The organism is Shinella pollutisoli (assembly GCF_024609765.1).
Classification (GTDB): domain Bacteria; phylum Pseudomonadota; class Alphaproteobacteria; order Rhizobiales; family Rhizobiaceae; genus Shinella; species Shinella pollutisoli.
Window position 1 is genome coordinate 231,354 of record NZ_JANFDG010000004.1, and the last position, 22,721, is coordinate 254,074.

At 69.6% G+C, this 22,721-nt stretch carries 19 protein-coding genes; 4 read left to right on the plus strand and 15 right to left on the minus strand.

From position 1 onward, the window contains the following. Positions 1–3: 3 nt before the first annotated feature. The 9 genes from NNZ72_RS05195 to NNZ72_RS05235 form a co-directional block, all read right to left on the minus strand. The gene (locus NNZ72_RS05195; protein WP_257313612.1) at positions 4–1,122 is read right to left on the minus strand and encodes a glycosyltransferase; all 1,119 of its coding nucleotides are present in this window, start codon (positions 1,120–1,122) and stop codon (positions 4–6) included. Between the two features lie 37 nt (positions 1,123–1,159). Next, a complete protein-coding gene (locus tag NNZ72_RS05200; RefSeq protein ID WP_257313615.1) occupies positions 1,160–2,332 on the minus strand; it encodes a hypothetical protein in 1,173 nt (390 codons plus the stop codon). 8 nt (positions 2,333–2,340) lie between these two features. Then, positions 2,341–4,131: an ABC transporter ATP-binding protein gene (locus NNZ72_RS05205; protein WP_257313617.1), complete on the minus strand. Its 1,791-nt coding sequence runs from the start codon at positions 4,129–4,131 to the stop codon at positions 2,341–2,343. A 120-nt stretch (positions 4,132–4,251) separates the two neighbouring features. Next, positions 4,252–5,427, minus strand: coding sequence for a nucleotide sugar dehydrogenase (locus NNZ72_RS05210; RefSeq protein ID WP_257313620.1), 1,176 nt, complete (start codon positions 5,425–5,427; stop codon positions 4,252–4,254). Positions 5,428–5,543: 116 nt separating this feature from the next. Continuing rightward, entirely contained in the window at positions 5,544–6,641 is a 1,098-nt protein-coding gene (locus NNZ72_RS05215) for a PLP-dependent cysteine synthase family protein (protein WP_257313624.1), read from the minus strand. A gap of 254 nt (positions 6,642–6,895) precedes the next feature. Next, complete coding sequence (locus tag NNZ72_RS05220) at positions 6,896–7,756, minus strand: urea carboxylase-associated family protein (protein ID WP_257313626.1); 861 nt, start codon at positions 7,754–7,756, stop codon at positions 6,896–6,898. Positions 7,757–8,005: 249 nt separating this feature from the next. After that, positions 8,006–9,709: an acetyl/propionyl/methylcrotonyl-CoA carboxylase subunit alpha gene (locus NNZ72_RS05225; protein ID WP_257313629.1), complete on the minus strand. Its 1,704-nt coding sequence runs from the start codon at positions 9,707–9,709 to the stop codon at positions 8,006–8,008. Then, positions 9,706–11,349, minus strand: coding sequence for a 5-oxoprolinase subunit B/C family protein (locus NNZ72_RS05230; RefSeq protein WP_257313633.1), 1,644 nt, complete (start codon positions 11,347–11,349; stop codon positions 9,706–9,708). Before NNZ72_RS05230 ends, NNZ72_RS05225 begins: the two co-directional genes overlap by 4 nt. Continuing rightward, entirely contained in the window at positions 11,342–12,106 is a 765-nt protein-coding gene (locus NNZ72_RS05235) for a LamB/YcsF family protein (RefSeq protein WP_257313636.1), read from the minus strand. Before NNZ72_RS05235 ends, NNZ72_RS05230 begins: the two co-directional genes overlap by 8 nt. A 300-nt stretch (positions 12,107–12,406) precedes the next feature. Here NNZ72_RS05235 and NNZ72_RS05240 point away from each other — a divergent pair, with 300 nt between their 5' ends. Continuing rightward, positions 12,407–13,075 carry a GntR family transcriptional regulator gene (locus NNZ72_RS05240; RefSeq protein WP_257313639.1) on the plus strand — a complete coding sequence of 223 codons (669 nt, stop codon included), beginning with the start codon at positions 12,407–12,409 and terminating at the stop codon, positions 13,073–13,075. Positions 13,076–13,290: 215 nt separating this feature from the next. Here NNZ72_RS05240 and NNZ72_RS05245 read toward each other — a convergent pair whose 3' ends face one another. The 5 genes from NNZ72_RS05245 to NNZ72_RS05265 all read right to left on the minus strand — a co-directional run bounded on the left by NNZ72_RS05245 (position 13,291) and on the right by NNZ72_RS05265 (position 18,402). Continuing rightward, entirely contained in the window at positions 13,291–14,517 is a 1,227-nt protein-coding gene (locus tag NNZ72_RS05245; RefSeq protein ID WP_257313644.1) for an NAD(P)/FAD-dependent oxidoreductase, read from the minus strand. A gap of 25 nt (positions 14,518–14,542) precedes the next feature. Then, complete coding sequence (locus tag NNZ72_RS05250; RefSeq protein WP_257313646.1) at positions 14,543–14,941, minus strand: TIGR02588 family protein; 399 nt, start codon at positions 14,939–14,941, stop codon at positions 14,543–14,545. An 11-nt stretch (positions 14,942–14,952) separates the two neighbouring features. Then, the gene (locus tag NNZ72_RS05255; protein WP_257313648.1) at positions 14,953–15,801 is read right to left on the minus strand and encodes a TIGR02587 family membrane protein; all 849 of its coding nucleotides are present in this window, start codon (positions 15,799–15,801) and stop codon (positions 14,953–14,955) included. Between the two features lie 236 nt (positions 15,802–16,037). Further along, a complete protein-coding gene (locus NNZ72_RS05260; RefSeq protein ID WP_257313651.1) occupies positions 16,038–17,354 on the minus strand; it encodes an aspartate aminotransferase family protein in 1,317 nt (438 codons plus the stop codon). Positions 17,355–17,358: 4 nt separating this feature from the next. Then, on the minus strand, positions 17,359–18,402 hold the full coding sequence (locus NNZ72_RS05265; protein WP_257313652.1) for a phosphotransferase: 1,044 nt from the start codon (positions 18,400–18,402) through the stop codon (positions 17,359–17,361). A gap of 260 nt (positions 18,403–18,662) precedes the next feature. Between NNZ72_RS05265 and NNZ72_RS05270 the strand changes: the two genes are divergently transcribed. After that, entirely contained in the window at positions 18,663–19,352 is a 690-nt protein-coding gene (locus NNZ72_RS05270; protein WP_257313655.1) for a GntR family transcriptional regulator, read from the plus strand. 42 nt (positions 19,353–19,394) lie between these two features. Here the strand turns inward: NNZ72_RS05270 and NNZ72_RS05275 are convergent, their stop codons facing one another. After that, on the minus strand, positions 19,395–20,444 hold the full coding sequence (locus NNZ72_RS05275; protein ID WP_257313658.1) for a CatB-related O-acetyltransferase: 1,050 nt from the start codon (positions 20,442–20,444) through the stop codon (positions 19,395–19,397). Between the two features lie 146 nt (positions 20,445–20,590). On the opposite strand from NNZ72_RS05275, the gene NNZ72_RS05280 reads away from it, so the two are divergent. Together NNZ72_RS05280 and NNZ72_RS05285 are read left to right on the plus strand one after the other, a co-directional pair. Next, complete coding sequence (locus tag NNZ72_RS05280; protein ID WP_257313661.1) at positions 20,591–21,331, plus strand: SDR family NAD(P)-dependent oxidoreductase; 741 nt, start codon at positions 20,591–20,593, stop codon at positions 21,329–21,331. Positions 21,332–21,545: 214 nt separating this feature from the next. Beyond that, positions 21,546–22,586, plus strand: a complete 1,041-nt coding sequence (locus NNZ72_RS05285) for an ABC transporter substrate-binding protein (protein WP_371747721.1) — start codon at positions 21,546–21,548, stop codon at positions 22,584–22,586. Positions 22,587–22,721: the final 135 nt, after the last annotated feature.

Below are 22,721 nucleotides of genomic sequence, written 5' to 3' on the forward strand. Positions count from 1 at the left end.
TTCCTACGCGGCTGGCCTCGACGGCATCAGAGTTTCGATCAGTCGCAGATAATTATCCGCCGCCGCCTCGATGGAAAATTTGCGCGCGCGCTCGCGCAGCAGATCGGGGTCCGTCGGATTGTCCAGCATACTCTCGATGGCTTGCGCCATGTCTTCAGGCCGATCGACGGGCACAAGTGCGCCATAGCGACCGCGGTCGAGGATTTCAGCCGGGCCGCCTGGGCAGTCCGTGCTGACGACCGGCGTGCCGCACGCCATCGCCTCCACCAGCACATTGCCGAAACCTTCATCCCGGGACGAAAGGACCAAGATGGATGCTCGCGCCATGTAGGCGAACGGGTTCTCGACGAAGCCCGGCAGGAGGACATGCTCCTGCAGATCCAACTCGTGCACGAGGCGTTCCAGGGCGGGTCGTTCAGGCCCTTCGCCAAGGACAAGAAGCCGGATCTTCCGGCTCTTTCGCAGGATTTCGAACGCGTTCAGCAAAGTGGCGAAATCCTTGGCCGGATCAAGCCGGCCCACGGCCACGACGAGGGGCTCCGACCGCAGCTCCAGCCATTCGCACCTTACGAACTCGCGTGCGCAAACGTCCATCGACGCGTGCCAAGAAGGGTTGTAGATACGGTGAACATTCCGAGGTGCCACCCCCGGCAGGCGCTTGATGTTGTCCGCGACCCCATCGCTCACCCCTACAACAGCATCCGCCAACCGGTGTGAATGCCGCAAGATCGACGTCAGCGGCCTCGACCTGGCGTTGCTGGTGTTCTCGAACGCCCGAGTAACATAGCCATGATGAGTGAAGATCAGCACAGGGCGTGGCCGGACAAGCCGGACAGCCCACCCGGCGAAGACATTGGCGAGATCACCTGCGGAAATCACCACGTCCGGGCGCTCCCCACGGAGATAGCGAGCGAAAAGCGGAAAGCTGCTCTTTAGATGCCGTGCACCGAGATCGACGATCCGCACACGGCTGTCTCTCTCATCCGCATAGGCATTTTCGCCGAGCCGCATCAGAACGAGATCGACCTCGTGGCCCGCGCGTGCGAACTCGCTTGCGAGCCGAACCAGTACCCGCTCCGTGCCTCCGCGGCCAAGTGCCGTAAAATAGAGGGTTATGCGCATCGGATGATCTCTCGGCGGCCTTAAAATGATATGAATTCTAAGCCTTGCTACGTAGATATTTATACTGAAATTTTACATATTTTCTGGCAATTAAAGATATTACTCTTTGTATGAAGAATATGATCGTATCAAAATTTCTCTCATATTCCAAATCTCTTCCGTATAATTCTTCGTATTTATTGCCATCCGGCGAGGTGCTGAAGTCTCTATGGAAGCTTGTTTCCAGGAAATCATAATATGATTCCTTGGAAACCTCGTCGTTCTTCATGTGAAAGAACGTCTCTAATGCCCTTCGAACAGTGCAGTCGTCGATATCAACCCTGTTCGAGAAATTTTCCGCGAATGCGACTTTATACGTCTGCTCATGTAAAAGACACGGGGTATCCAGCTTCCGTGTCACGAAGAAAATGAACTTTCGAAGGGGCATCGCCTCCATGACCGTTCGCCCGGCGCCGACGACACAGTCGGCGTGATGCATCAGCTCGAACGCATCTTCCGTATATTCGGGCGCGACATGGCAAACCATGCAATCGGGCGACATCGAGCTTACTATCGAATCATGGACGTTCTTGTCCTCCACCTCGCCAATAACCGCGAGGCAGGATTTAAGTCCCCAGGAATTCAGTTCATGTACAAAGTTTATCGTCTTCAGGATATCGTTGTAATAATCGGCGCCAATCCTGGATATCCGCATGACCTTGAATGAGTCCGTCGGAAATCCCGAGAAGGGATTTTCTCGGGCAACGTTTCTTTGGCCCCTGTAAAATATCCTGTTTGGAATTAGATTGACACTTTTCGGCGGGAATAATTTCTTGTTCGAGAAATGCTCGTAATCTGCCACATGCGTGACGACGACGTTTCTAAACGCCGGATACAGAAGCGCGGGCTTGGGCCCGCCGGCCTTGGTCACGATCAGCGGCAGGCGTGTGCGGGCTGCCAGGAGGCTGCCGAACATCCCCGATCTTTGATCGAATGAATGAATGACACTCACGCTGTTGTAGTCAAAGTATTTACATTTAATTATATTATATATATTTAAAATGCTGTGTTTGATACAGATAATGTTCTCTACATCCCTCAGGGCGCTTGGGATTCGGTCTCCGATGACCACGACGAAATATTCGCTCGTCAGGCTGAGAAGGATCGATCGAAGATCGTTGAAGTGGCCTCCGACGCCACGTCCGTCGATCTCCCTGCTGTAGCTGATCATATAAAGGATCATGGCGCGGCCTTCTGCGGATGCTGGAGAACGCCTCCATCCAGCCGCACCACCCGGTCGCATCCCTCCAGCGTGCTCAGCCGGTGGGCGATGATGAGGATGGTCAGGTTGCGGTCGAGCCGGTCGATCGCCGTCATCACGGCGCTCTCGGTCTCGGTGTCGAGCGCGCTTGTCGCCTCGTCGAAGATGAGCACGCTCGCCTGCTTGTAGAGCGCGCGGGCGATCCCGATGCGCTGGCGCTGGCCGCCGGAGAGCCGGATGCCGCGCTCGCCCACGTAGGTGTCGTAGCCCTCGGGCAGCGCGGCGACGACGTCGGCGAGCTCGGCCTGCTCGGCGGCCCGGCGCACGCGCTCGCGGTCGATCGCCTCGCGCTTGACGCCGAAGGCGATGTTCTCGGCGATGCTCGCGTCGGCGAGGAAGATCGCCTGCGGCACATGGGCGATGTTCCTCTGCCAGGCCGCGCGGTTTTCGGCGAAAAGGCGCACGCCGTCGACGCGGATCTCGCCCTCCGTCGGCTCCAGCAGGCCGATCAGGATGTCCATCAGCGTCGACTTGCCGCTGCCGGTGCGCCCGGCGATGCCGATGCGCGCGCCCCGCTCGATCACGAGATCGATGCCGGACAGCGCGCGGCCCCGCCCGCCCGCATAGGCGTAGCCGACGCCGGAAAGCGCGATCGCCTCGCGGAAGGGGAGGGGGGCCGCCGGCTCGCCCGCCTCCGGCGCCCCGCGCGCGAGCAGGGCGACGACGTCGGCGAGGTTCTGCCGGTTGCCCATCGCGGAGGCCCAGCCGTTGTAGACCTGCTGGATGAGCGGCAGGAGGCGCTGGGCGCCGAGCGCCAGCGCGCCCAGCACGGGGATCGCCGCGAGGATGCCGCCCGGCCGCCCGGCGACGCCGACGGCCACCAGCGCGATCAGCACCGTGCCGGCGCCCTCCACCAGGAAGCGCGGCGCGTGGGCGAAGAGCGCGTTCCTCGCCCGCGCGTCGCGGAAGGCCCTCTCGGCGCGCTCGTAGGCCTCGACGAAGACCGGCTGCGACCGGTCGATCAGCACGTCGCGGATGCCGCCGAGGCCCTCCTGCATCGCCCGCACGCGATCCCCCTGCGCGCGGGCGATGGCGACGCCGTTCGCCTGCAGGCGGCGGCGCGTGGCGAAGGAGACCGCCAGATAGATGGCGACGAAGCCGCCGCCGGCGGTGAGCGCCACCACCGGGTCGATGACGATCAGCCCGGCGACGATGAAGACGGCGATGACGGCGGCGACGGCGGCCGTCATCAGCGGCGACAGCACGTGGTTCGTGACCATCTCCACCTTGTTGATCGAGGCGATGATCTCGCTGCTGTTGCGCAGGGTGTGGTAGGAATAGGGCTGGCCGAGCGTGTCGGCATAGAGCTTCACGCCGAGTTCGCAGGACACGCCGTAGACGAATTTCTGGCTCGCCCACAGCAGCAGGAGCCGCAGCACCGCGGCGAGCAGCGCGGCGCCGGCGAACAGGCCCGTCAGCGCGTAGAGGACCTGCCGGTGCCCGCTGGCGCCGAGGAGGTCGAACAGCGGCCGCAGCGCCTGCAGCACCGGCGTGTCGTCCGGCGCGGCGATGGCGGCGAGGAAGGGCAGCAGCGCGCCGATGGTGAAGAGCTCCGCCAGCGCGCCGACGAGCATCAGCGCCAGGAGCGGCGCGAGCATGCGCCGCCGTTTCGCGGAAAGATGGCGCAGCAGCGCGCGCAGCGCCGCCGGGATCGACGCCGTCTCCCCCTCGGCGGCCCTGTGCGCGATATCGGCGAGCATCCTGGTCATGTCGTTCCGTGCCGGCGCCCCTGCCGTGCTTTCGGGCGGATACGCGCCCTTGTGCGCATTCGGGAAGGCGATCGCTTGAGTGACGTCCTGCATTCCTCCCCGCCGCCCCCGCGGCGGGGTTCAGTCCATGCCGAAGATGTCGCGGGTGAAGATCTTTTCCGCCGCGTCGGCGATCTCCGGGGCCATCCGGTTGGCCGCGATCAGGTCCGCCTCGGCCTTGAAGGCCGCGAGGTCGTTGACGACGCGCGCGCCGGAAAAGACCGGGACGGCAAGCGCGGGCTCGTGGACGATGACCTCGACGCCCTTCGCCTGGAGGCGGCGCATGATGCCCTGCACGGAGCTCTGCCGGAAATTGTCGGAATCGGTCTTCATCGCCAGCCGGTGGATGCCCACGCAGCGCGGATTGCGCGCGAGGATCGCCTCGGCGATGAAATCCTTGCGCGTGCGGTTGGCGTCGACCACGGCGCGGATGAGGTTCTGCGGCACGTCGGCATAGTTGGCGAGCAGCTGCTTGCTGTCCTTCGGCAGGCAATAGCCGCCGTAGCCGAAGGAGGGATTGTTGTAGTGGCCGCCGATGCGCGGATCGAGCCCGACGCCCTCGATGATCTGTCGCGCGTCGAGGCCGTGGGCGAGCGCATAGCTGTCGAGCTCGTTGAAATAGGCGACGCGCAAGGCGAGATAGGTGTTGGCGAAGAGCTTGATCGCCTCCGCCTCGGTCGGGTCGGTGAAGAGCACCGGCACGTCGGCGTCGAGCGCGGCCTCGCGCAGCAGGCCGGCGAAGACCTGCGCCCGCTCGCCGCGCCCGCCGACGACGATGCGCGAGGGATGGAGGTTGTCGTGGAGCGCCTTGCCCTCGCGCAGGAATTCCGGGCTGAAGAGGATCCGGTCCGTGCCGAGCCGCTGCGAGATGTCGCGGGTGAAGCCGACCGGCACGGTGGACTTGATGACGATGGTGGCCTGCGGGGCGAGCCGGAGGACATCGCGCGCGACCGCCTCGACGCTCGACGTGTCGAAGTAGTTGGAGACGGGATGGTAGTTCGTGGGTGTCGCCACGACCACGAAATCGGCATCCGCATAGGCTTCCGCCGGATCGGTCGTCGCCGTGAGGTCGAGCGGCGCCTCGGCGAGGTAGCGGGAGATGTCGGGATCGATGATCGGGCTCTCGCCGGCCCTCAGCCGGGCGACGCGGGCGGCGTCGACGTCGAGCGCCCGGACGCGGTTGCGCTGCGCGAGGAGCACGGCATTCGACAGTCCGACATAACCGATCCCAGCGACGGCGACGATCTTCCCCGACATGACCACCCGTTCCAAAGCGATTGCCGACGGAAAGCCGCACCGCAACTTCCCGGCGATTTTCTAGCAGCTTTGCGGGCGGATAGACAGGCCCTGCGGCGTCGCGCCTCGCGTTAACGTTAAGCGGCGGGGGAGGCGGCGGCCTCGAATTCGCGCGCGAAGCGGCCGGTGGCGAGGAAGGCGGCGACCTCGTCCTCGGCCTTGCGGCAGTCGAGCCCGCAGGCGGCGAGCCAGTCCTCGGCATAGTAGGTGCGCGAGTAGCGTTCGCCGGGATCGCAGATGAGCGAGACGAGCGAGCCCCGCTCGCCGCGGCGGATCATGGCGGCGGCCTTCCAGCAGAGGGCGGCGAAATTGCTGCCCGTCGAGCCGCCGACGCCGCGGCCGAGATGGGCCGACAGCGCGCGCATGGCGCCGAGTGCCGCCTCGTCCGGCACGCGCACCATCTCGTCGATGATCTCCGGGATGAAGGAAGGCTCGACGCGCGGCCGGCCGATGCCCTCGATGCGCGAGGGCCGCTCGCAGGTGACGGCGCGGCTGCCCGTGCGGTAGCTCTCGAAGAAGGCGGAGAATTCCGGGTCGACGCCGAGGAGGCGCGTCTCCAGCCGCTTGTAGCGGATGTAGCGGCCGATCGTCGCCGTCGTGCCGCCCGTGCCGGCGCTCATGACGATCCAGCGCGGCACGGGGTGCTCCTCGCGGGCGAGCTGGTCGAAGATGCTCTCGGCGATGTTGTTGTTGCCGCGCCAGTCGGTCGCCCGCTCGGCATGGGTGAACTGGTCGATGTAGTGGCCGCCGAGCTCCTGCGCGAGGCGGGCGGCCGCCTCGTAGAGCGAGACGCCCGGCGCCACGAAATGGCAGCGTCCGCCGTAATGCCCGATCGCCGCGATCTTCTCCGCCGAGGTCGCCTCCGGCACGACGGCGTAGAAGGGCACGCCGATCATGCGGGCGAAATAGGCCTCCGACACGGCCGTCGAGCCCGACGACGCCTCCACCACCGGCACGCCCTCGCGGATCTTGCGGTTGACCAGCGCATAGAGGAAGAGCGAGCGGGCGAGCCGGTGCTTCAGGCTGCCGGTCGGGTGGGTGGATTCGTCCTTGAGGTAGATGTCGACGCCGGCAAAGCCGGTCTCGAGCCTGAGGAGATGCGTGTCGGCCGAACGGCGCTGGTCCGCCTCGATCAGCGCCACCGCCCGGTTCGCCCATTGCCTGTCGTCGGTCATCGGTCCCGTCCCTGGTGCGTTGCGATCACCCCCTCAAGGGCAGGCCCATCGCATGGAGATGCGGCCTTGCCGCTTTTCCCTTCTCCCCGCCGGGGAGAAGGTGGCCCGAAGGGCCGGATGAGGGGGCAAGTTCGCCGCATCCTGCCTGTGGCCCCCTCATCCCGCTGCCGCGACCTTCTCCCCGGCGGGGAGAAGGGGCAGAAGGCATCCTCGTCATTCCATATGCGACGGCCCCGCCCTTGAGAGGTTGGGGATCACATCCCATGCGACCCGTCATAGCCGTTGACGGGCGGCGGGGTCCAGCCTTCCGGCCGGCGCGGGGCCCTGTAGACCTCCACCAGCATCGGATGGCAGACGGCGGCGTCGGAGGAATGCTCCGACGAGCAGTCGCCGCCGGGGCAGGCGGACATGCAGGCGAGGAGGTCGATCTCGGCGAAGAATTCGAGATAGTCGCCGGGGCGCACCGGGCTCGCCTTCATGAAATACTGGCCCGTGTCGCGGGTGAAGCCTGTGCACATGAAGACGTTGAGCACGTCGTGGACATGGGCGGCGGCCGCCTCCCTCGGCATGCCGGTGTGGTTCGCCAGCGCCCGGGTGAGGTTGGAATGGCAGCAATGGTGGTACTGGCCGCCATGGCTGAGCAGGTTGTGCGTGTAGGGGTCGCAGCGCGTGCCGATGACGTCGTGCACCGAGCCGCCGAATTCGTCGAAGCCGTACCAGTCGAGCGTGTCGTGGGTGATGGTGGCGATCGGCCGCATGTAGGGGAAGGAGGAGAAGAGCTGGTCGCCGAGGCCGACATGGGTGCCGGAGAGCGCGCGCGTCTTGCCGCTGTAGAAGCGTTCCGAAAGGTCGTGCAGGTTGAACAGGTTGAGGTCGCCCACCTGCGGGCCCTCGCTGCAGACGAGGCGGCAGAAATGGCCGGCCGGCACCTGCCAGGCGGCCGCCTCGCGCGGCGGCACGGTGACGGTCTCGACGAGCTCCAGGTCGTCGCGCAGCGCCCGGTAGGCGGAAAGGTCCGGGCGCGGCAGGCTTTCCACCGGATAGCAGACGACGGGCTTCACCGCCTTGCGCGCGGCGGCATCGGCCGGGGCCTCGGTGATGGGGGCTGGTTTCATGGCGTGGTCTCCGTGTCGGTTCCTGTTGTCGTGCGTATGCCGCTGCGAGGTTGCCGTTTCCCTTCTCCCCGTCGGGGAGAAGGGGCCCGAAGGGCGGATGAGGGTGTGAAACACGGCTTGGCGATCATGATTTCGCCTGCGGCGCCCCCTCATCCCGCTGCCGCGACCTTCTTCCCGACGGGGAGAAGGGGCAAGAAGCGCCCTCGTCGTTTCCGGTGCGATTACCCTGGATCAAGGGGAGGGGCCGCCTCACTCAACCACCGCCAGCTCTGCCCCGAGCGCCACGGTCCTGCCGGCCTCGGCGGCGATGCGCAGGCGGCCGGCCTTCGGCGCGAGCACGCGGGTCTCCATCTTCATCGCCTCGATCAGCGCCACGGCCTCGCCTTTGGCGACCTCCGCCCCGTCCGCGACCAGCCATTGCTGCAGCGTGCCGGGGATCGGCGCCGTCACCGCGCCCGGCCGCTCGGCGGGGCCTTGCGACGGCTGCGCGGCGGAGAGGCCGGAGAAGAGCGCGGCGGGCAGGCCGAGCCGGTGGCGGCGGCCGTCGATCTCGACGAAGGTAGAAAGAAGCCCGCCCTCGGCCGGATCGACGCGCGGGGCAGGGGGGACGCCCGCAAATTCCGTCTCGATCCAGTTCGTGTAGACGGAAAAGCCGTCCTCGCCGGTGAAGGCCGGTTCCGCGAGCACCGCGCGGTGGAAGGGCAGCACCGAGGCGATGCCCTCGATGACGAATTCGCCGAGCGCGCGCCGGGCGCGGGCGAGCGCCACCTCCCGCGTCGGCCCGCTGACGATCAGCTTCGCCATCAGCGAATCGTAGAGGCCGGGGATCTCCGAACCCGCCTCCACGCCGCTGTCGAGCCGCACGCCCGGCCCCGACGGCGGACGGAAGCGGGTGATGCGGCCGGGCGTCGGCAGGAAGCCGCGGCCGGGGTCCTCGGCATTGATGCGGAATTCGAAGGCGTGGCCGCGCGGCTCCGGCGTCTCCGTGAGCGCCAGCGGCAGGCCGTCGGCGATGCGCAGCTGCTCGACGACGATGTCGAGGCCGGTCGTCTCCTCCGTGACGGGATGCTCGACCTGCAGGCGCGTGTTCACCTCCAGGAAGGAGAGGACGCCCCCCTCCGACAGCAGGAACTCCACCGTGCCCGCCCCGACATAGCCGGCGGCCGCGCAGATGGCGCGGGCGGCCTCGTGGATGCGGGTGCGGGTCGTGCCGTCGAGGAAGGGGGCGGGGGCCTCCTCGACGAGCTTCTGGTTGCGCCGCTGCAGCGAGCAGTCGCGGGTGCCGAGGACGAGGGTGTTGCCGTGCCCGTCGGCCAGCACCTGCGCCTCGATGTGGCGCGGCCGGTCGAGGAACTGCTCGGCATAGCATTCGCCGCGGCCGAAGGCCTCCGTCGCCTCGCGCACGGCCGAATCGAAGAGCTCGCCGACCTCCTCCAGCCTCCGCGCCACCTTCATGCCGCGCCCGCCGCCGCCGAAGGCGGCCTTGATGGCGAGCGGCAGGCCGGCCTCCTTCGCGAAGGCGACGGCGTCCGCCGCCGTGGCGAGCGGCCCGTCCGAGCCCCTGACCAGCGGTGCGCCGACGCCGGCCGCGATGCGCCGCGCCTCGACCTTGTCGCCGAGCGCGGCGATGACGGCGGGCGGCGGCCCGACCCAGGTGAGGCCGGCATCGATCACGGCCTTCGCGAATTCCGCCCGCTCCGACAGGAAGCCGTAGCCGGGATGGACGGCGTCGGCCCCGGCGCGGCGGGCGATGTCGAGGATCCTGCCGATGTCCAGATAGGTGTCGGCCGGGCGGCCGGGGCCGAGCCCGTAGGCCTCGTCGGCGGCCTCCGCATGGAGCGCGCCGGCATCGTCGTCGGAATAGACCGCCACGGAGGCGACGCCGTAGTCGCGCGCGGCGCGGGCGATGCGCACGGCGATCTCGCCGCGGTTGGCGATGAGCAGTTTCTTCATCGGTCGGTTTCCCGGATGAGAGGACGGAAGGCGGTGAGCGCGTTGAAGCGGATCCGCGCGCCGATCGGGATCTGGCCGGCGAGGCCGAGATGGTGGCTCGCGACGACGCCGATCACCGGATAGCCGCCGGTCAGCGGATGGTCGGCGAGGAAGAGCACCGGCTGGCCGCTGTGCGGCACCTGGATCGCCCCGCGCGGCGTGCCCTCGGAGGGCAGCTCGGCGGCGTCGTGCCGCTCGAGCGGCCGGCTGCCGGCAAGGCGCATGCCGACGCGGCTCGATTCGGCCGTCACCTCCCAGTCCTGCGCGGCGAGCGTCTCCACGCCCCTGTCGGTGAACCAGTCGGTGCGCGGGCCGGGCACGATGTCGAGCGTCACCGTCTCGCCCGCCTTCGGCAGCCTTGCGGGCGCCGGGCGGAAGGGATCGACGGCGACGGCGCGGCCCTCCGCCGGCATGAGCACGTCGCCCGCGGTAACCGGCGCGGGGCCGATCTTCGCCAGCGTATCCGTCGACGCCGAGCCCAGCACCGGCGCGACCGCGAAGCCGCCGCGCAGCGCCAGGTAGCTGCGCATGCCCTCCGGCGGCAGGCCGAGCGTCAGCTCGTCGCCCGCGTCGAGCGCGAAGGGCCGGCCGGAGGGGACGGCGACGGTGCGGCCGCCGGCGGTGCGGATCGCGAGCGGGCAGGGGGCGCCGGCGACGGCGAGCGTGACCGGCCGGTCCGCCCTCAGCGCGAAGCCGCCGAAGGCGATCTCCAGCGCCGCCGTCCCGGGCGGGTTGCCGACGGCGAGATTGGCCTCGGCGAGGCTGTCGCGGTCGAGCGCGCCGGATTCCGCCACGCCCTGGTCGGCCCGGCCGGGGCGGCCGCGGTCCTGGAACAGGGCCGGGCGGTCGGTGCGGGTGACGCGGAGGCCGCCGGCGGGCCGGCCATCCCCCTCCGGCCTGCCTGCCGCCTCCTCCTGAACGGGGGAGATCGGCCGGGGGCGGGGCGGGGTGGGCCGGAGGGAGGTGCTTTTCTCCAATGCCGCCATATCGCGGAACCGCACCCGGTCGCCGGGGGCGAGCAGGGCGGGGCGGAAGCGGCTCGTGTCCCACATCGCAAGCGGCGTGCGGCCGAGGAGCTGCCAGCCGCCGGGGCTGTCGGAGGGATAGATGCCGGAGAATGGCCCGGCGATGGCGACGGAGCCCGCCGGGATGCGCACGCGCGGGCTCTTGCGGCGCGGCACGTCGAAGCCGGGATCGTCGGAGGTCATGTAGGCGAAGCCCGGCGCGAAGCCGGTGAAGGCGACGGTATGGGTCGCCGCGGTGTGGCGGCGGATCACCTCCTCCACCGTCCAGCCGAGGATTTCCGCGACGTCGGCGAGGTCCTCGCCGTCGTAGACGACGGGGATGTCGAAGGTCTCGCCGACGCGCGCGCGCCGCTCGGAGAGGTCGAGGGCGGCGATCCCGTCCGCGAGCCGGGCGGGGCCGGTGACGCGCGGGTCGAAGCGCACCATCAGCGTGCGCGCGGCCGGCACCAGCTCGGCGACGCCCTCCGGCCGGGCGGCGGAAAGCGCGTCGAACAGCGCCAGCGTCGCCTCGAGATCGTCGAGCTCGACCAGGACGGCGTCGCTGCCGGCCGGCAGGAAGCGCAGCCGCTCAGCCATGGACGAAGGGTTGCAGCGCGACGCCCTCCGCGGAAAGCGCCTCGCGCAGCGTCCTCGCGATGGCGACGGCGGCCGGCGTGTCGCCGTGGATGCAGATCGACTGCGCCTCGAGCGCGATCTCGCTGCCGTCGATCGCCGTGATGCGGCCCTCCGTGACGAGGCGCAGCATGCGGTCCGCGACCGCCTGCGGATCGTGGATGACGGCGCCCGGCAGCCTGCGGCTGACGAGCGAGCCGTCGGCATTGTAGGCGCGGTCGGCGAAGGCCTCGCAGACGACGGTGAGCCCCGCCGCGCGCGCCTGCGCGACGATCGGCGCGCCGGAAAGCGCCATCAGCACGAGCGCGGGGTCGACCGCCCTGATGCCGGCGATCACGTCGGCGGCCTGGCGGGCGTCGTTCGCGATGGTGTTGTAGAGCGCGCCGTGCGGCTTGACGTAGCGGACCCGCGTGCCGGCCGCCGTCGCCAGGCCCTGGAGCGCGCCGATCTGGTAGATCGTGTCGGCGACAAGCTCGGCGCTCGACGGGTCCATGTCGCGCCGGCCGAAGCCGACGAGGTCGCGGTAGCCGACATGGGCGCCGACCGCCACACCGCGCTCCGCCGCCGCCTTCAGCACGGAGAGGATGCCCGCCGGGTCGCCGGCGTGGAAGCCGCAGGCGATGTTGGCGCTGGTGACGATCGACAGCATCGACACGTCGTCGCCCATCGGCCAGGGGCCGAAACTCTCGCCGAGATCGCTGTTGAGGTCGATGCTTGCCATGGCCGCGTCCTTCGTGATGGATTCCGCTTGGAATTGTTGGATAACACGGATATGATTGTTCAACAATATGGCCGGGTGAAAAATACCGAAGGGACCGGATATGATGATGCATGCGCCGCCGCACGCCCCTCTGCCCTGCCGGGCATCTCCCCCTCAGGCCGGGAGATCGATCGGGGCACTGCCTTGCCCGTCGCCGGGGGTGCGGCTTGAGCACGGTTTCCGCTTCTTGCCGGTCTGCCCCCTTGAGGGGGAGATGCCCGGCAGGGCAGAGGGGGGCATGCCGGCCCCGGCCGCCGCCGCATGACCGCGCGCGACGGCGGCCGGCCGCTCTCCGAGCGCGTGGCGGGCGAGATCCGCGACGGGCTGATCGCCGGGCGGTTCGCGCCGGGCGAGCGGCTGTCGGAGCACGAGGTGGCCGCCCGCTACGGCATCTCGCGCAACACGCTGCGCGAGGTCTTCCGCCTGCTGACGAGCCAGGGCCTACTTGCCCATATCCCCAACCGCGGCGTCTTCGTCGCCTCGCCGGATGCGGCGGCCGTGCTCGACATCTACCGCGCCCGCCGCGTTATCCAGCGGGGCGCGGTGGAGGCCGCCGTGCCCGGCCACCCGGCCTTCTCGCGCATGGCGGCGCTGGTCGCGGACGGCGAGGAGGGGCAGGCGCGCGGCGACTGGCAGCGGGTCGGCACGGCCAACATGGCGTTCCACCGCGCCATGGTGGAGCTCTGCGACAGCCCGCGCCTCTCCGCCTGCTTCGACCTCATCCTCGCCGAGCTGCGCCTCGTCTTCGGCCGGCTGGAGGACACCGCCCACCTGCACGCGCCCTATGTCGCGCTCAACGCCGCCCTGCTCGTCCGCCTGCAGGCCGGCGACCGTGCCGCCGCGCTCGCCGGCCTCGACGCCTATCTCACCCGCTCCGAGCGCTCCGTGCTCGCCGCCCTCCAGCGCGGGAAGGCGGCGGAGCGCTCCTGAGATGACGAGGGCGTCCCCTTCTCCCCGGCGGGGAGAAGGTGGCCCGAAGGGTCGGATGAGGGGGTAGACAGGCGCTGGCGACCCTGCTTTCGCCTGGCGCGCGTCCCCCCTCATCCCGCTGCCGCGACCTCTCCCCGGCGGGGAGAAGGGGCAGAAGGCGCCCTCATGGTTCCATATGCGACTGCCCTGCCGGCGGGGAGAAGGGGGGACCGCTCCTAGTCGAAGGCAAAGAGGTCGGCGTCGGGGTCGCGGGTGCCGTTGACCGCGGCGGAGACGATCTCGGCGGCGATCTGGCTGAAGGTGATGCCGTTGCCGCCGAAGCCCATCACGGCGTGGACGTTGGCGAGGCCGGGCACGGGGCCGATCAGCGGCAGGCCGGTCGCCGTCGCGCCGAAGGCGGCGGCCCAGCGATAGGCCGGCGCGCCGAGCTTCACGCCGATCAGCGCCTCGACCTTGCGGCGGATCGCGTCGGTATGCGTGACGAGTTTCCCGGCGGAGCGGAAGGCCTCCTCGTCCTCCTCGTCCTCGCCGCCGGCCACCAGCCGGCCGGCCGCGTCGACGCGGAGGTAGAGATAGGGGTCGGAGGCCTCCCAGACGAGGCGGTCCTTCAGCCAGCCGGGTACGGCGAGGCCGGGGCGGCTTGCGAGCGCCCAGGTGGAGATGATGCGGTGGCGCTTGTCGGCGAGGCGCTTGAGGAACTCGTAGCCGGTGCAGAAGATGGCGTGCCCCGCGCCGATCAGCCGGCCCTCGCCGGTCGCCATCACCACCTCCTCCGACAGGCTGCGAAGGTCGGTGATCTCCGTGCCGGCGACGATCTCCACCCCGCGCCTCTGCAGGTCGCGCAGCAGGCCGGCGGTGAGCTGGCCGGGATTGGCCGAGGCCGATATCCCGCTTTCGATCGCGCCCGTCCGGTCCAGTCCGTAGGTCTCGCGCAGCGTCGCCGCATCGAGGAAGCGCGCGCCGATGCCGGCCGCTTCCCGCGCCTTCGCCTCGGCCTTCAGCGCCCGCGCGCCCATCTCGTCGCCGGCGAGGTAGAGCGCGCCCTTGCGGCGGAAGCCGCAGGAGAGGCCGAGCGTGTTCACCGTCTCCTCCAGCCGCAGCACGGCGCCGGCCGAGCGCTGCCAGGCCCGCGCCGCCCGCTCCCGGCCGATCATCCGGCCGAGCCGCGTCAGCGGCACGTCGATCTCGTGCTGGATCATCGCCGTGCTGGCGATCGAGCTGCCGCGCACCGGCGGCCGGCGGTCGACGATCAGCACCGAGCGCCCGACGCCGGCGAGCGCATGGGCGACGAGCGCGCCGCTGATGCCGGCCCCCACCACGACCGCGTCGTAGCGCGACAGCGAGGGATGCGTGCGGGTGCGCACGGAGATGCGGGGGCTGTCGAGCCAGAGGGGGCGGGACCGGCGCAGCTCCCGCTCGTGCGTCAGGGACGGTTGGTTCATCGCTGTCCTTTCACGGGTGAGCCTTTCACGGGTCGGCATAGCCGGCGACGGCGAGCGCGAGGCCGCCCGCGCGCGGGTCGCCGCGGAAGAAGAGGGCGCCCTTCTCCCCGGATCGCGCGGCGACGTAGTCGAAGGTGACGTCGGCGCTCTCCCCGCCCGAAAGCGTGCCGCGCACCTCGACGCCGGCCGCCGCCGTGGACGCGGTGTTGCGCACCTCGAAGGCGACGCGCCAGCCGCCGGACTCGGGCGTGACGGAGACGACGTCGACGGTGAAGGCGGGCGGGTCCTGCCGGTACTGGAGCGCGTCCCAGGCGAGCCAGCCGAGGAGGGCCGCCACCAGCAGGGCGGAGACCCCGCCCGCCAGCCATTCCACCCAGTGGGCCTCCGCGCTCTCGACGGAGCCGCTGCGGGACGATCTCGTCATGGTGCCCTCCTCTACAGAACCAGCCGCGCCGAGGCCGCGCCGACGGCGGCGGGCAGCCCGAGCACGACGGCGGCGGTGACGGCGGGCGAGAAGCCGGTATGGTCGAGCCGGCCGAAGGTCCACAGCGCATAGAGGCTGACGGAAAGCGCGATGACGTAGCCCGGCAGCGTGAAGCGCAGGAACGGATCCCACCAGGCGCGACCCTCCGCCGGGCGGTGGCTGCCGCGGAAATGCAACGCATAGACGAAGCCGTGCATCAGCGCGACGGAGACGATCACCGCGAGAAGCGTGTGGAAGGGGGTGATCTTGTAGGCGATCAGCACCATCTCCTCCGTCGGCGCCATGTTGAGGCTGAAGAACAGCGCGCCCGTCATCATCATGAAGAGCTCGTGCACATAGCCGGTCTCGCCGCCGTCGTCGCCGTCCTCCGCGTCGCGCTCCTCCGAATGGCGGCCGAGCTGGCTGCGGCCGAGCAGCGCGCCGATGCCGGCGGGCACCGATTGCAGCGCCACCTTGGCGGCGATCGTGTCGGCCGTCGGCTGGTCGTCGAGGATGCCGAAGAGGAGGAGGACGGCCGCGCCGAGCAGGATGCCGAGCCCGTAGGCGATCAGCGCGTCGCGCACCGCCGCCGGCCAGGAGGTGACGTTCTCGAAGCCGATCAGCCGGGCGAGCACGACGAGGAGCGGCAGGGCGAGGAGGCAGAGGAGGAACAGCCGGCTGCGCTCGACATAGAGGCCGAGCGACCACATCTCCATGGTCATCAGCATCGGCAGCGCGAAGAGCAGCGCGCCGGCGAGCCCGCGCGCAAGCCCGACGAGGAAATGCCGCGTCTCGTCGTCCCCTGTCCATGTCTCGCCCATGACCCCTCCGGATGGCGGGGATACGCATGACGGTGGCTTTCCTTCTCCCCGGCGGGGAGAAGGTGGCCCGGAGGGCCGGATGAGGGGGACGGCACGCCTTGCCTTCGGCCCCCTCGTCCGCCTGCTTTCCCCTTCTCCCCGCCGGGAAAAGGGGAAAGCAGCACCCTTGTCATTTCATTGCGATCACCCTCGCATTCGCCGGGGAAACGCGGCATCCGCCAAAGGGTTCCGCGGCGTCAGCGCGCCCGCAGCACGTCGTCCAGCGCCGCGACCAGCGTGTCGGCATTCTCGCGGGAGAAGACGAGGGGAGGGCGGATCTTCAGCACGTTGGCGCGTGGGCCCGCCGCGCTGATCAGCACCCGGCGGTCGCGCAGGCCGTTGACGATGCGGGTGGTCAGTGCCGCGTCGGCGCGCTTCTCGGCCCGGTCGGAGACGATCTCGACGCCGACGAAGAGGCCCGCGCCGCGCACGTCGCCGATGGCGGCATGCCGGCCGGCGAGGTCTTTCAGCCCGTCCGCGAGATGGCGGCCGACCTGCAGCGCGTTTTCCTGCAGCCCTTCCTCGCGGATCGTGTCGAGCACGGCTCGGCCGGCGGCGGCGGCGACGGGGTTGCCGCCGAAGGTGTTGAAGTAGCGGGCGTTCGGGCCGAAACCGGCGATCACCTCGGGCCTGAGCACGAGGCCCGCCATCGGATAGCCGTTGCCCATCGGCTTGCCGAGCGTGACCATGTCGGGCGAGACGCCGTGGCGCTCGAAGCCCCACATCGCCTCGCCGGTGCGGCCGAAGCCCGGCTGCACCTCGTCGGCGACGAAGAGGCCGCCCGCCGCATGGATCGCCTCGACCGCCGGCTTCAGGAAGCCTTCGGGCCCGGCGAAGATGCCGTCGCTGGAGAAGATCGAGTCGGCGATCAGCATGGCCGGCCGGATGCCGTGGCGCTTCAGGTCGGCGATGGCGGCGGCGACGTCGCGGCCGAACCGCTCCATCGCCTCGCCGGGCGCGCCGCGGTAGCTGTCGGGCGCGGGCACGGTGCGCACGTGCGGCCCCAGCGTCACCGCGTCGCCGAGCGAGGGCGAGAACTCGGCGACCGCGCCCGTCAGCCCGTGATAGGCGAGCTCGGTGGCGATGATGCCCGTGCCGCCGGTGACGTAGCGGGCGATGCGGACGGCGAGGTCGTTCGCCTCGCTGCCGGTGCAGGTGAACATCGCCTGGGCGAGGCCCGCGGGGAAGGTCGCCGTCAGCGCCTCGGCATAGTCGACGATGCCCTCGTGCAGGTAGCGCGTGTGGGTGTTGAGGATCGCCGTCTGCCGCGTGATCGCCTCGACCACGCGCGGATGGCAATGGCCGAGCGAGGCGACGTTGTTGTAGGCGTCGAGATACCTCTCGCCCGCCGCGTCGTAGAGGAAGACGCCCTCGCCGCGCACCAGATGCAGCGGCCGCTCGTAGAACAGCCGGTAGGCGGGGCCGAGCACCTTCTCGCGCCGGGCGATCAGCGCCCGGTCGGCGGCGTCGAGCCGCTCGAAATCCTCGCTCGTGAACGCATTCACCATCGACATGGGATCAGGCCTCCGCGGGGTTGGGCGCGAGCCGCTTCAGGCCCGCCGCCGTCAGGTCGGCGATGTTGCGCAGGCCCGCCCAGGCGGCGGCGTGGTTGCGCATGATGTAGGCGCGGTTCTCCGGAAAGCGCGCCGAGCGCCATTCCGCGACGATGATCGACATGGCGAGCCGCGCCCGGACGAGCACCGGCAGCACGGCGAGCTCCGGCTCGAGCAGCGGGCGGGCGGACAGGAAGCCCTCGAGATAGGCGCCCGCGCGCGCCGCCCAGTCCTCCGTCGCCAGGTGATAGGAGAGGCCGACGGCGAGGTCGTTGACCATCGGCGCGCGCACCATGTCGCCGAAGTCGATGATGCCGACGACGCTGTCGGGGGCTGCGGGATCGACGAGGATGTTGTGCGGGTTGAAGTCGTTGTGGATGATCTGGCGCCGCTCCAGCGCCGCAATCGCCGGCAGGGTCCGCTCGAATTCGGCGAGGACCGCCTCGGCCTGCCCGCGCCGCTCGGGCGCGACGTGGTCCACCACCGCGACGAGGTCGAGCGTGTGCGAGATGTCCCACATCAGCTTGCCGGCGGGCGGCTGCCCGTCATAGCCGGACAGGCCGAGGCCGAGGGCGGCGAGCGCCCGGCCGACGGCGCGGCTCTGCGCGAGCGCGGGCGGCGTGCGGTATTGCAGCTCGCCCGGCAGGAAGGTGAGCAGGCGCACGATGCGCGGCCCGTCGACGGTCGCAAGCGCATGGCTGTGCCCGCCGCCCCGCGTCGGCACGATGCGCGGCACCGGCACGGCCGGCGCGTGGCGTTCGAGGTGGAGGAGCGCGCCGTCCTGGAAGTCGAGCGCGGCCGGGTCCTCCGCCGGATTGGCGATCTTCAGCGTGTACCGCGCGCCGTCGGCGGCGGAAAACAGGAAGGTCTCGTCGCGCTCGCTCGACAGGCGCTTCGCCGTTCCCTCGATGCCGTAGACCGCGGCGACGGCCGCCGCCGCTCCCGCAAGCGACGTCTCGCTCCAGGACGCCGACATGGCGTCGCCGCGTCCCGCCGTCTCTTCCGTCATGGTGTCTCCGTTGCCCGCGTGGCCTGGCGACAAGGCCCCCTCATCCGCCTGCCGGCACCTTCTTCCCGAGGGGAGAAGGGAAAACCGCCGGCGCGTCCTCCTCCCTTCTCCCCGCCGGGGAGAAGGTGGCCCGAAGGGCCGGATGAGGGGGTATGCACGGCGGCTCCGGCCCTCACCTATATTTGGCCCGGCCTCCGGCTTGAAACAAGCGAAAAAAGATGCATCAAGTATGTTGTTGACAATTGTTAGAGCCCGGCACCATGCCCGAATTTGCAACCCTGGATCACGAAAGCCTCAGCAGCGCCGTCTACGGCGCGCTGTGCGACGCGCTGATCCAGGGCCGTTTCCAGCCCGGCGACCGGCTGAAGATCCGCGACCTCGCCGAGCAGTTCGGCACCTCCGTCACGCCGATCCGCGACGCTATCCTCAAGCTCGCCAACGACGAGGCGATCACCTTCCGCTCGCCGCGCGACATCCGCATCCCGGCGATGAGCGAGGCGCGCTACCGCGAGATCCGCGCCATCCGCATCAAGCTGGAGGGGCTTGCCGCCGAGACGGCCGCGCAGGTCGCCACCTCCGCCGACATCGAGGCGCTGGAGACGATCCTGCGCGAGAACGAGGCGGCGATTTCCGGCGGCGACCGGCTGAAGGGCGCCGCCCTCAACCAGACCTTCCATTTCATGCTGCCGCAGATCGCCGGCCTGCCGGTGCTCACCGGCATCCTGCGCCGGCTCTGGCTGCAGATGGGCCCGCTGATCTCGGATTCCTACCTCGCCGGCGGCCGCGCCATGATCGACCACCACTATCCGGTGGTCGAGGCGCTGAAGCGCCACGATTCGGCCGCCGCCTCGATGGCCATCGTCGACGACATCCTGCTCGGCGGCCGGCCGATCCTGGAGAAGATCGAGCGGGGGGCGGAGACGGCCGGCATGGTGGTGCGGCTGCGCTGAATCTTACCGGCGATTCCAGCAGGAGTGCGTATCGGAAACGCTCTAGCCGCGCGCCGTCAGCACCCGGCCGGCGAGGATCTCGTGCGCGTAGTCGTGGCGCGGGAAGGCGAGCGGGCGGATTTCCCCGCGCGCGGCAAGGCCCTCGATCATCGCCGCCGCCCCGGCCGCGTCGCGCCAGTCGAGCCGCACGCCGCCGAGGTCGTAGCGCCACCATTCGACCGCCTCCAGCCTGTCGCGCAGCGGCTGCTCGAAGCGGTACCTGACGATCCGCGCCGGAGATCCGGCGACGACGGCATAGGCGGGCACGTCCTTCGTGACGATGGAGCGGGTGGCGACGACGGCGCCGTTGCCGATGCTGATGCCGGGCTTGAGCAGCGTGCCCGCGCCGATCCAGACGTCGTGGCCGACATGCGTGGTGATGTGGCCGTTGTGCTCCTCCCAGTCGCCGATCGGCGGCGGCGACTGCACGCCGGCGTCGCCGTAGAAGCGCTGGTGGTGCGGCGCATAGGCCATCGGGCTGGAGGAGAGCCATTCGACCGGATGGGCGCTGCCGAACACCGACAGGCCGGCGCCGATGCTGCAATAGCGGCCGACCGAGAGGTTGAGGCTCGCCCGGCCGACGACATAGGAGAAGGCGCCGATCCTGAACAGCGAGCCGGCCGGCAGCGTCGCGCCCGGCTCGATCTCGGCGCCGGGATAGAGCACCAGCGGCTCGCCGGCCGCATAGACCCCGTCCCGCAGCCCGAGGTGGGCGAGGTAGAATTTCCCGCGCTTCGCGGCCTGAAGGATGTCGTCGCCGAAGGCCACGGCCACCGGATGGCAGGTGTTCGGCTCCAGCCAGAAGCGGTGCGGCGTCGCCACGGCCTCGCCCGGCCAGCGCGTCGCGGTGCGTCCGGAAAGCGGGAAGCGGCGCGATGGCGTCCCGCCGGCGTCGAGAATCTCCAGCGTGCCCTCGGCAAGCCGCCAGAACGCCTCATTCGGGTGGATATATCCGCCGATGCGGCCGTCCTCGCGGAAGACCAGGCTTCCGAGCGCGCCGCCCTCGGCAAGGCCGTAGCGCCAGATCCGGGAGGTGATGTCGGCAGGGTTCACGATTCGTCTTCCTTTCCGGCGCGGCGACGTCCCGCACTAACCCGAAAGACGGCGGGGACTCAACCGCCGGCCCCCGCCTTTCGTCGAGACTTGCATTTCGCTCGCCGGCAATTACGATGTATCACGCATCAACGGAGTGACCCCGCATGACCGAAGAACGCCGCACCATGCTGCTGACGGGGGCGAGCCGGGGCATCGGGCATGCGACCGTCAAGCTGTTCCAGTCGAAGGGCTGGCGCATCCTCACCGTCTCGCGCCAGCCGTTCTCCGAGGAATGCCGCTGGCCGTCCGCGCGCGAGAGCCACATCCAGGCCGACCTCGCCGACCTCACCCAGATCGACCGCCTCGCCGCCACGGTGCGCGAGCGCCTGCCCGACGGCAGGCTGCATGCGCTCGTCAACAATGCCGGCATCTCGCCGAAGGGGCCGGGCCGCAGCCGCCTCGGCGTCGCCGACACGACGGCGGAGGTCTGGACGCACGTCCTCAACGTCAACCTCGTCTCCACCGCCCTGATCGCCCGCGCGCTGCTGCCGGAGCTCACGGCGGCGAAGGGATCGATCGTCAACGTCACCTCGATCGCGGGCTCCCGCGTCCATCCCTTCGCCGGCGTCGCCTATGCCGCGTCCAAGGCGGGGCTCGCGGCGCTGACGCGGGAGATGGCGCACGAGTTCGGCCGGCGCGGGGTGAGGGCGAACGCCATCGCGCCGGGCGAGATCGAGACCTCGATCCTCTCGCCCGGAACCGACGCGCTCGTCGCCGCCGAGGTGCCGATGGGCCGGCTCGGCGAGCCGCGCGAGGTGGCCGAGACCATCCATTTCCTCTGCACCGAGCAGTCGTCCTACATCAACGGCGCCGAGATCCACATCAACGGAGGCCAGCACGTGTGAACCGGCCGGGTGCGACAGGATGCGCCCGCCGAAGAATCCCGTTGACCGCACGTCGATAGGATGCATCATGAAGACAAAACCGCCCCGCAAGAGGGCGGCGCGGCGGGAGCGACGCTCCGGCTCTTTGAAGTTCTTTGGGGATCGTCATCGGGACCGGCGGCCAGAGGCCGGCCCCTCACAATGAAGAAAAGGGGAGTACAGCATGAAGACCATCATCAAGACAGGTGTCCTTGCCGCGGCGGCCGCCGTGCTTGCCGCGGGCCTTGCCGCGCCGGCGCTGGCGCGCGACCTCACCGTCGTGTCGTGGGGCGGCAACTATCAGGACGGCCAGCGGGAGATCTATTTCAAGCCCTACGCCGAGAAGACCGGCAAGCCGGTGCTCGACGAATCCTGGGACGGCGGCATCGGCGTCCTGCAGTCGAAGGTCAAGGCCGGCGCGCCGAACTGGGACGCCGTGCAGGTCGAGGCCGAGGAACTGGCGCTCGGCTGCTCCGACGGCCTGTTCGAGAAGATCGACTGGGACAAGATGGGCGGCAAGGACCGCTTCCTCGACTCGGCCGTCAACGACTGCGGCGTCGGCGCGATCGTCTGGTCGACGGCGATCGCCTATGACGGCGACAAGATCGCCGAGGGCCCGAACTCCTGGGCCGACTTCTGGAACGTCGAGAAGTTCCCCGGCAAGCGCGGCCTGCGCAAGGGGCCGAAATACACGCTCGAATTCGCGCTGATGGCCGACGGCGTCTCCAAGGACGAGGTCTACGACGTGCTGTCGACCGACGAGGGCGTCGAGCGCGCCTTCAAGAAGCTCGACGAGCTGAAGCCGCACATCGTCTGGTGGGAATCCGGCGCCCAGCCGCTGCAGTTCCTCGCCTCCGGCGAAGTCGCCATGACGTCCGCCTACAACGGCCGCATCACCGGCATCAACCGCACGGAAGGCAAGAACTTCAAGGTCGTCTGGCCGGGCAGCATCTACGCCGTCGACAGCTGGGTCGTGCTGAAGGACGCCGAGAACAAGGACGCCGCGCAGGACTTCATCGCCTTCGCCAGCCAGCCGGAGAACCAGGCGAAGCTGCCGGAATACGTCGCCTACGGCCTGCCGGTGAAGGAAGCCGCCGCCAAGGTCCCGGCCGATCTCGCCAAGGACCTGCCGACCGAGCCCGCCAACATGCCGGAGGCGATCTCGCTCAACACGGACTTCTGGATCGACAATTCGGAAACGCTGACGCAGCGCTTCAACGCCTGGCTCGCGCAGTAACGAGAGCGTAACGAGCGAGCGGGGCGTGGCGGGAAGCGCCCCCTCATCCGCCTGCCGGCACCTTCTCCCGAGGGGGAGAAGGGCGATGCGGCGCCGACGGTCCTTCCTTCTCCCCGGCGGGGAGAAGGTGGCCGA

Bases quoted from the DNA above. Each gene is read 5' to 3' on its own strand.
- NNZ72_RS05225 (WP_257313629.1), bottom strand. From the start codon at position 9,709: ATGAAGAAACTGCTCATCGCCAACCGCGGCGAGATCGCCGTGCGCATC.
- NNZ72_RS05230 (WP_257313633.1), bottom strand. From the start codon at position 11,349: ATGGCTGAGCGGCTGCGCTTCCTGCCGGCCGGCAGCGACGCCGTCCTG.
- NNZ72_RS05265 (WP_257313652.1), bottom strand. From the start codon at position 18,402: ATGACGGAAGAGACGGCGGGACGCGGCGACGCCATGTCGGCGTCCTGG.
- NNZ72_RS05250 (WP_257313646.1), bottom strand. From the start codon at position 14,941: ATGACGAGATCGTCCCGCAGCGGCTCCGTCGAGAGCGCGGAGGCCCAC.
- NNZ72_RS05210 (WP_257313620.1), bottom strand. From the start codon at position 5,427: ATGTCGGGGAAGATCGTCGCCGTCGCTGGGATCGGTTATGTCGGACTG.
- NNZ72_RS05215 (WP_257313624.1), bottom strand. From the start codon at position 6,641: ATGACCGACGACAGGCAATGGGCGAACCGGGCGGTGGCGCTGATCGAG.
- NNZ72_RS05220 (WP_257313626.1), bottom strand. From the start codon at position 7,756: ATGAAACCAGCCCCCATCACCGAGGCCCCGGCCGATGCCGCCGCGCGC.
- NNZ72_RS05235 (WP_257313636.1), bottom strand. From the start codon at position 12,106: ATGGCAAGCATCGACCTCAACAGCGATCTCGGCGAGAGTTTCGGCCCC.
- NNZ72_RS05255 (WP_257313648.1), bottom strand. From the start codon at position 15,801: ATGGGCGAGACATGGACAGGGGACGACGAGACGCGGCATTTCCTCGTC.
- NNZ72_RS05200 (WP_257313615.1), bottom strand. From the start codon at position 2,332: ATGATCAGCTACAGCAGGGAGATCGACGGACGTGGCGTCGGAGGCCAC.
- NNZ72_RS05280 (WP_257313661.1), top strand. From the start codon at position 20,591: ATGACCGAAGAACGCCGCACCATGCTGCTGACGGGGGCGAGCCGGGGC.
- NNZ72_RS05245 (WP_257313644.1), bottom strand. From the start codon at position 14,517: ATGAACCAACCGTCCCTGACGCACGAGCGGGAGCTGCGCCGGTCCCGC.
- NNZ72_RS05260 (WP_257313651.1), bottom strand. From the start codon at position 17,354: ATGTCGATGGTGAATGCGTTCACGAGCGAGGATTTCGAGCGGCTCGAC.
- NNZ72_RS05205 (WP_257313617.1), bottom strand. From the start codon at position 4,131: ATGACCAGGATGCTCGCCGATATCGCGCACAGGGCCGCCGAGGGGGAG.
- NNZ72_RS05195 (WP_257313612.1), bottom strand. From the start codon at position 1,122: ATGCGCATAACCCTCTATTTTACGGCACTTGGCCGCGGAGGCACGGAG.
- NNZ72_RS05240 (WP_257313639.1), top strand. From the start codon at position 12,407: ATGACCGCGCGCGACGGCGGCCGGCCGCTCTCCGAGCGCGTGGCGGGC.
- NNZ72_RS05270 (WP_257313655.1), top strand. From the start codon at position 18,663: ATGCCCGAATTTGCAACCCTGGATCACGAAAGCCTCAGCAGCGCCGTC.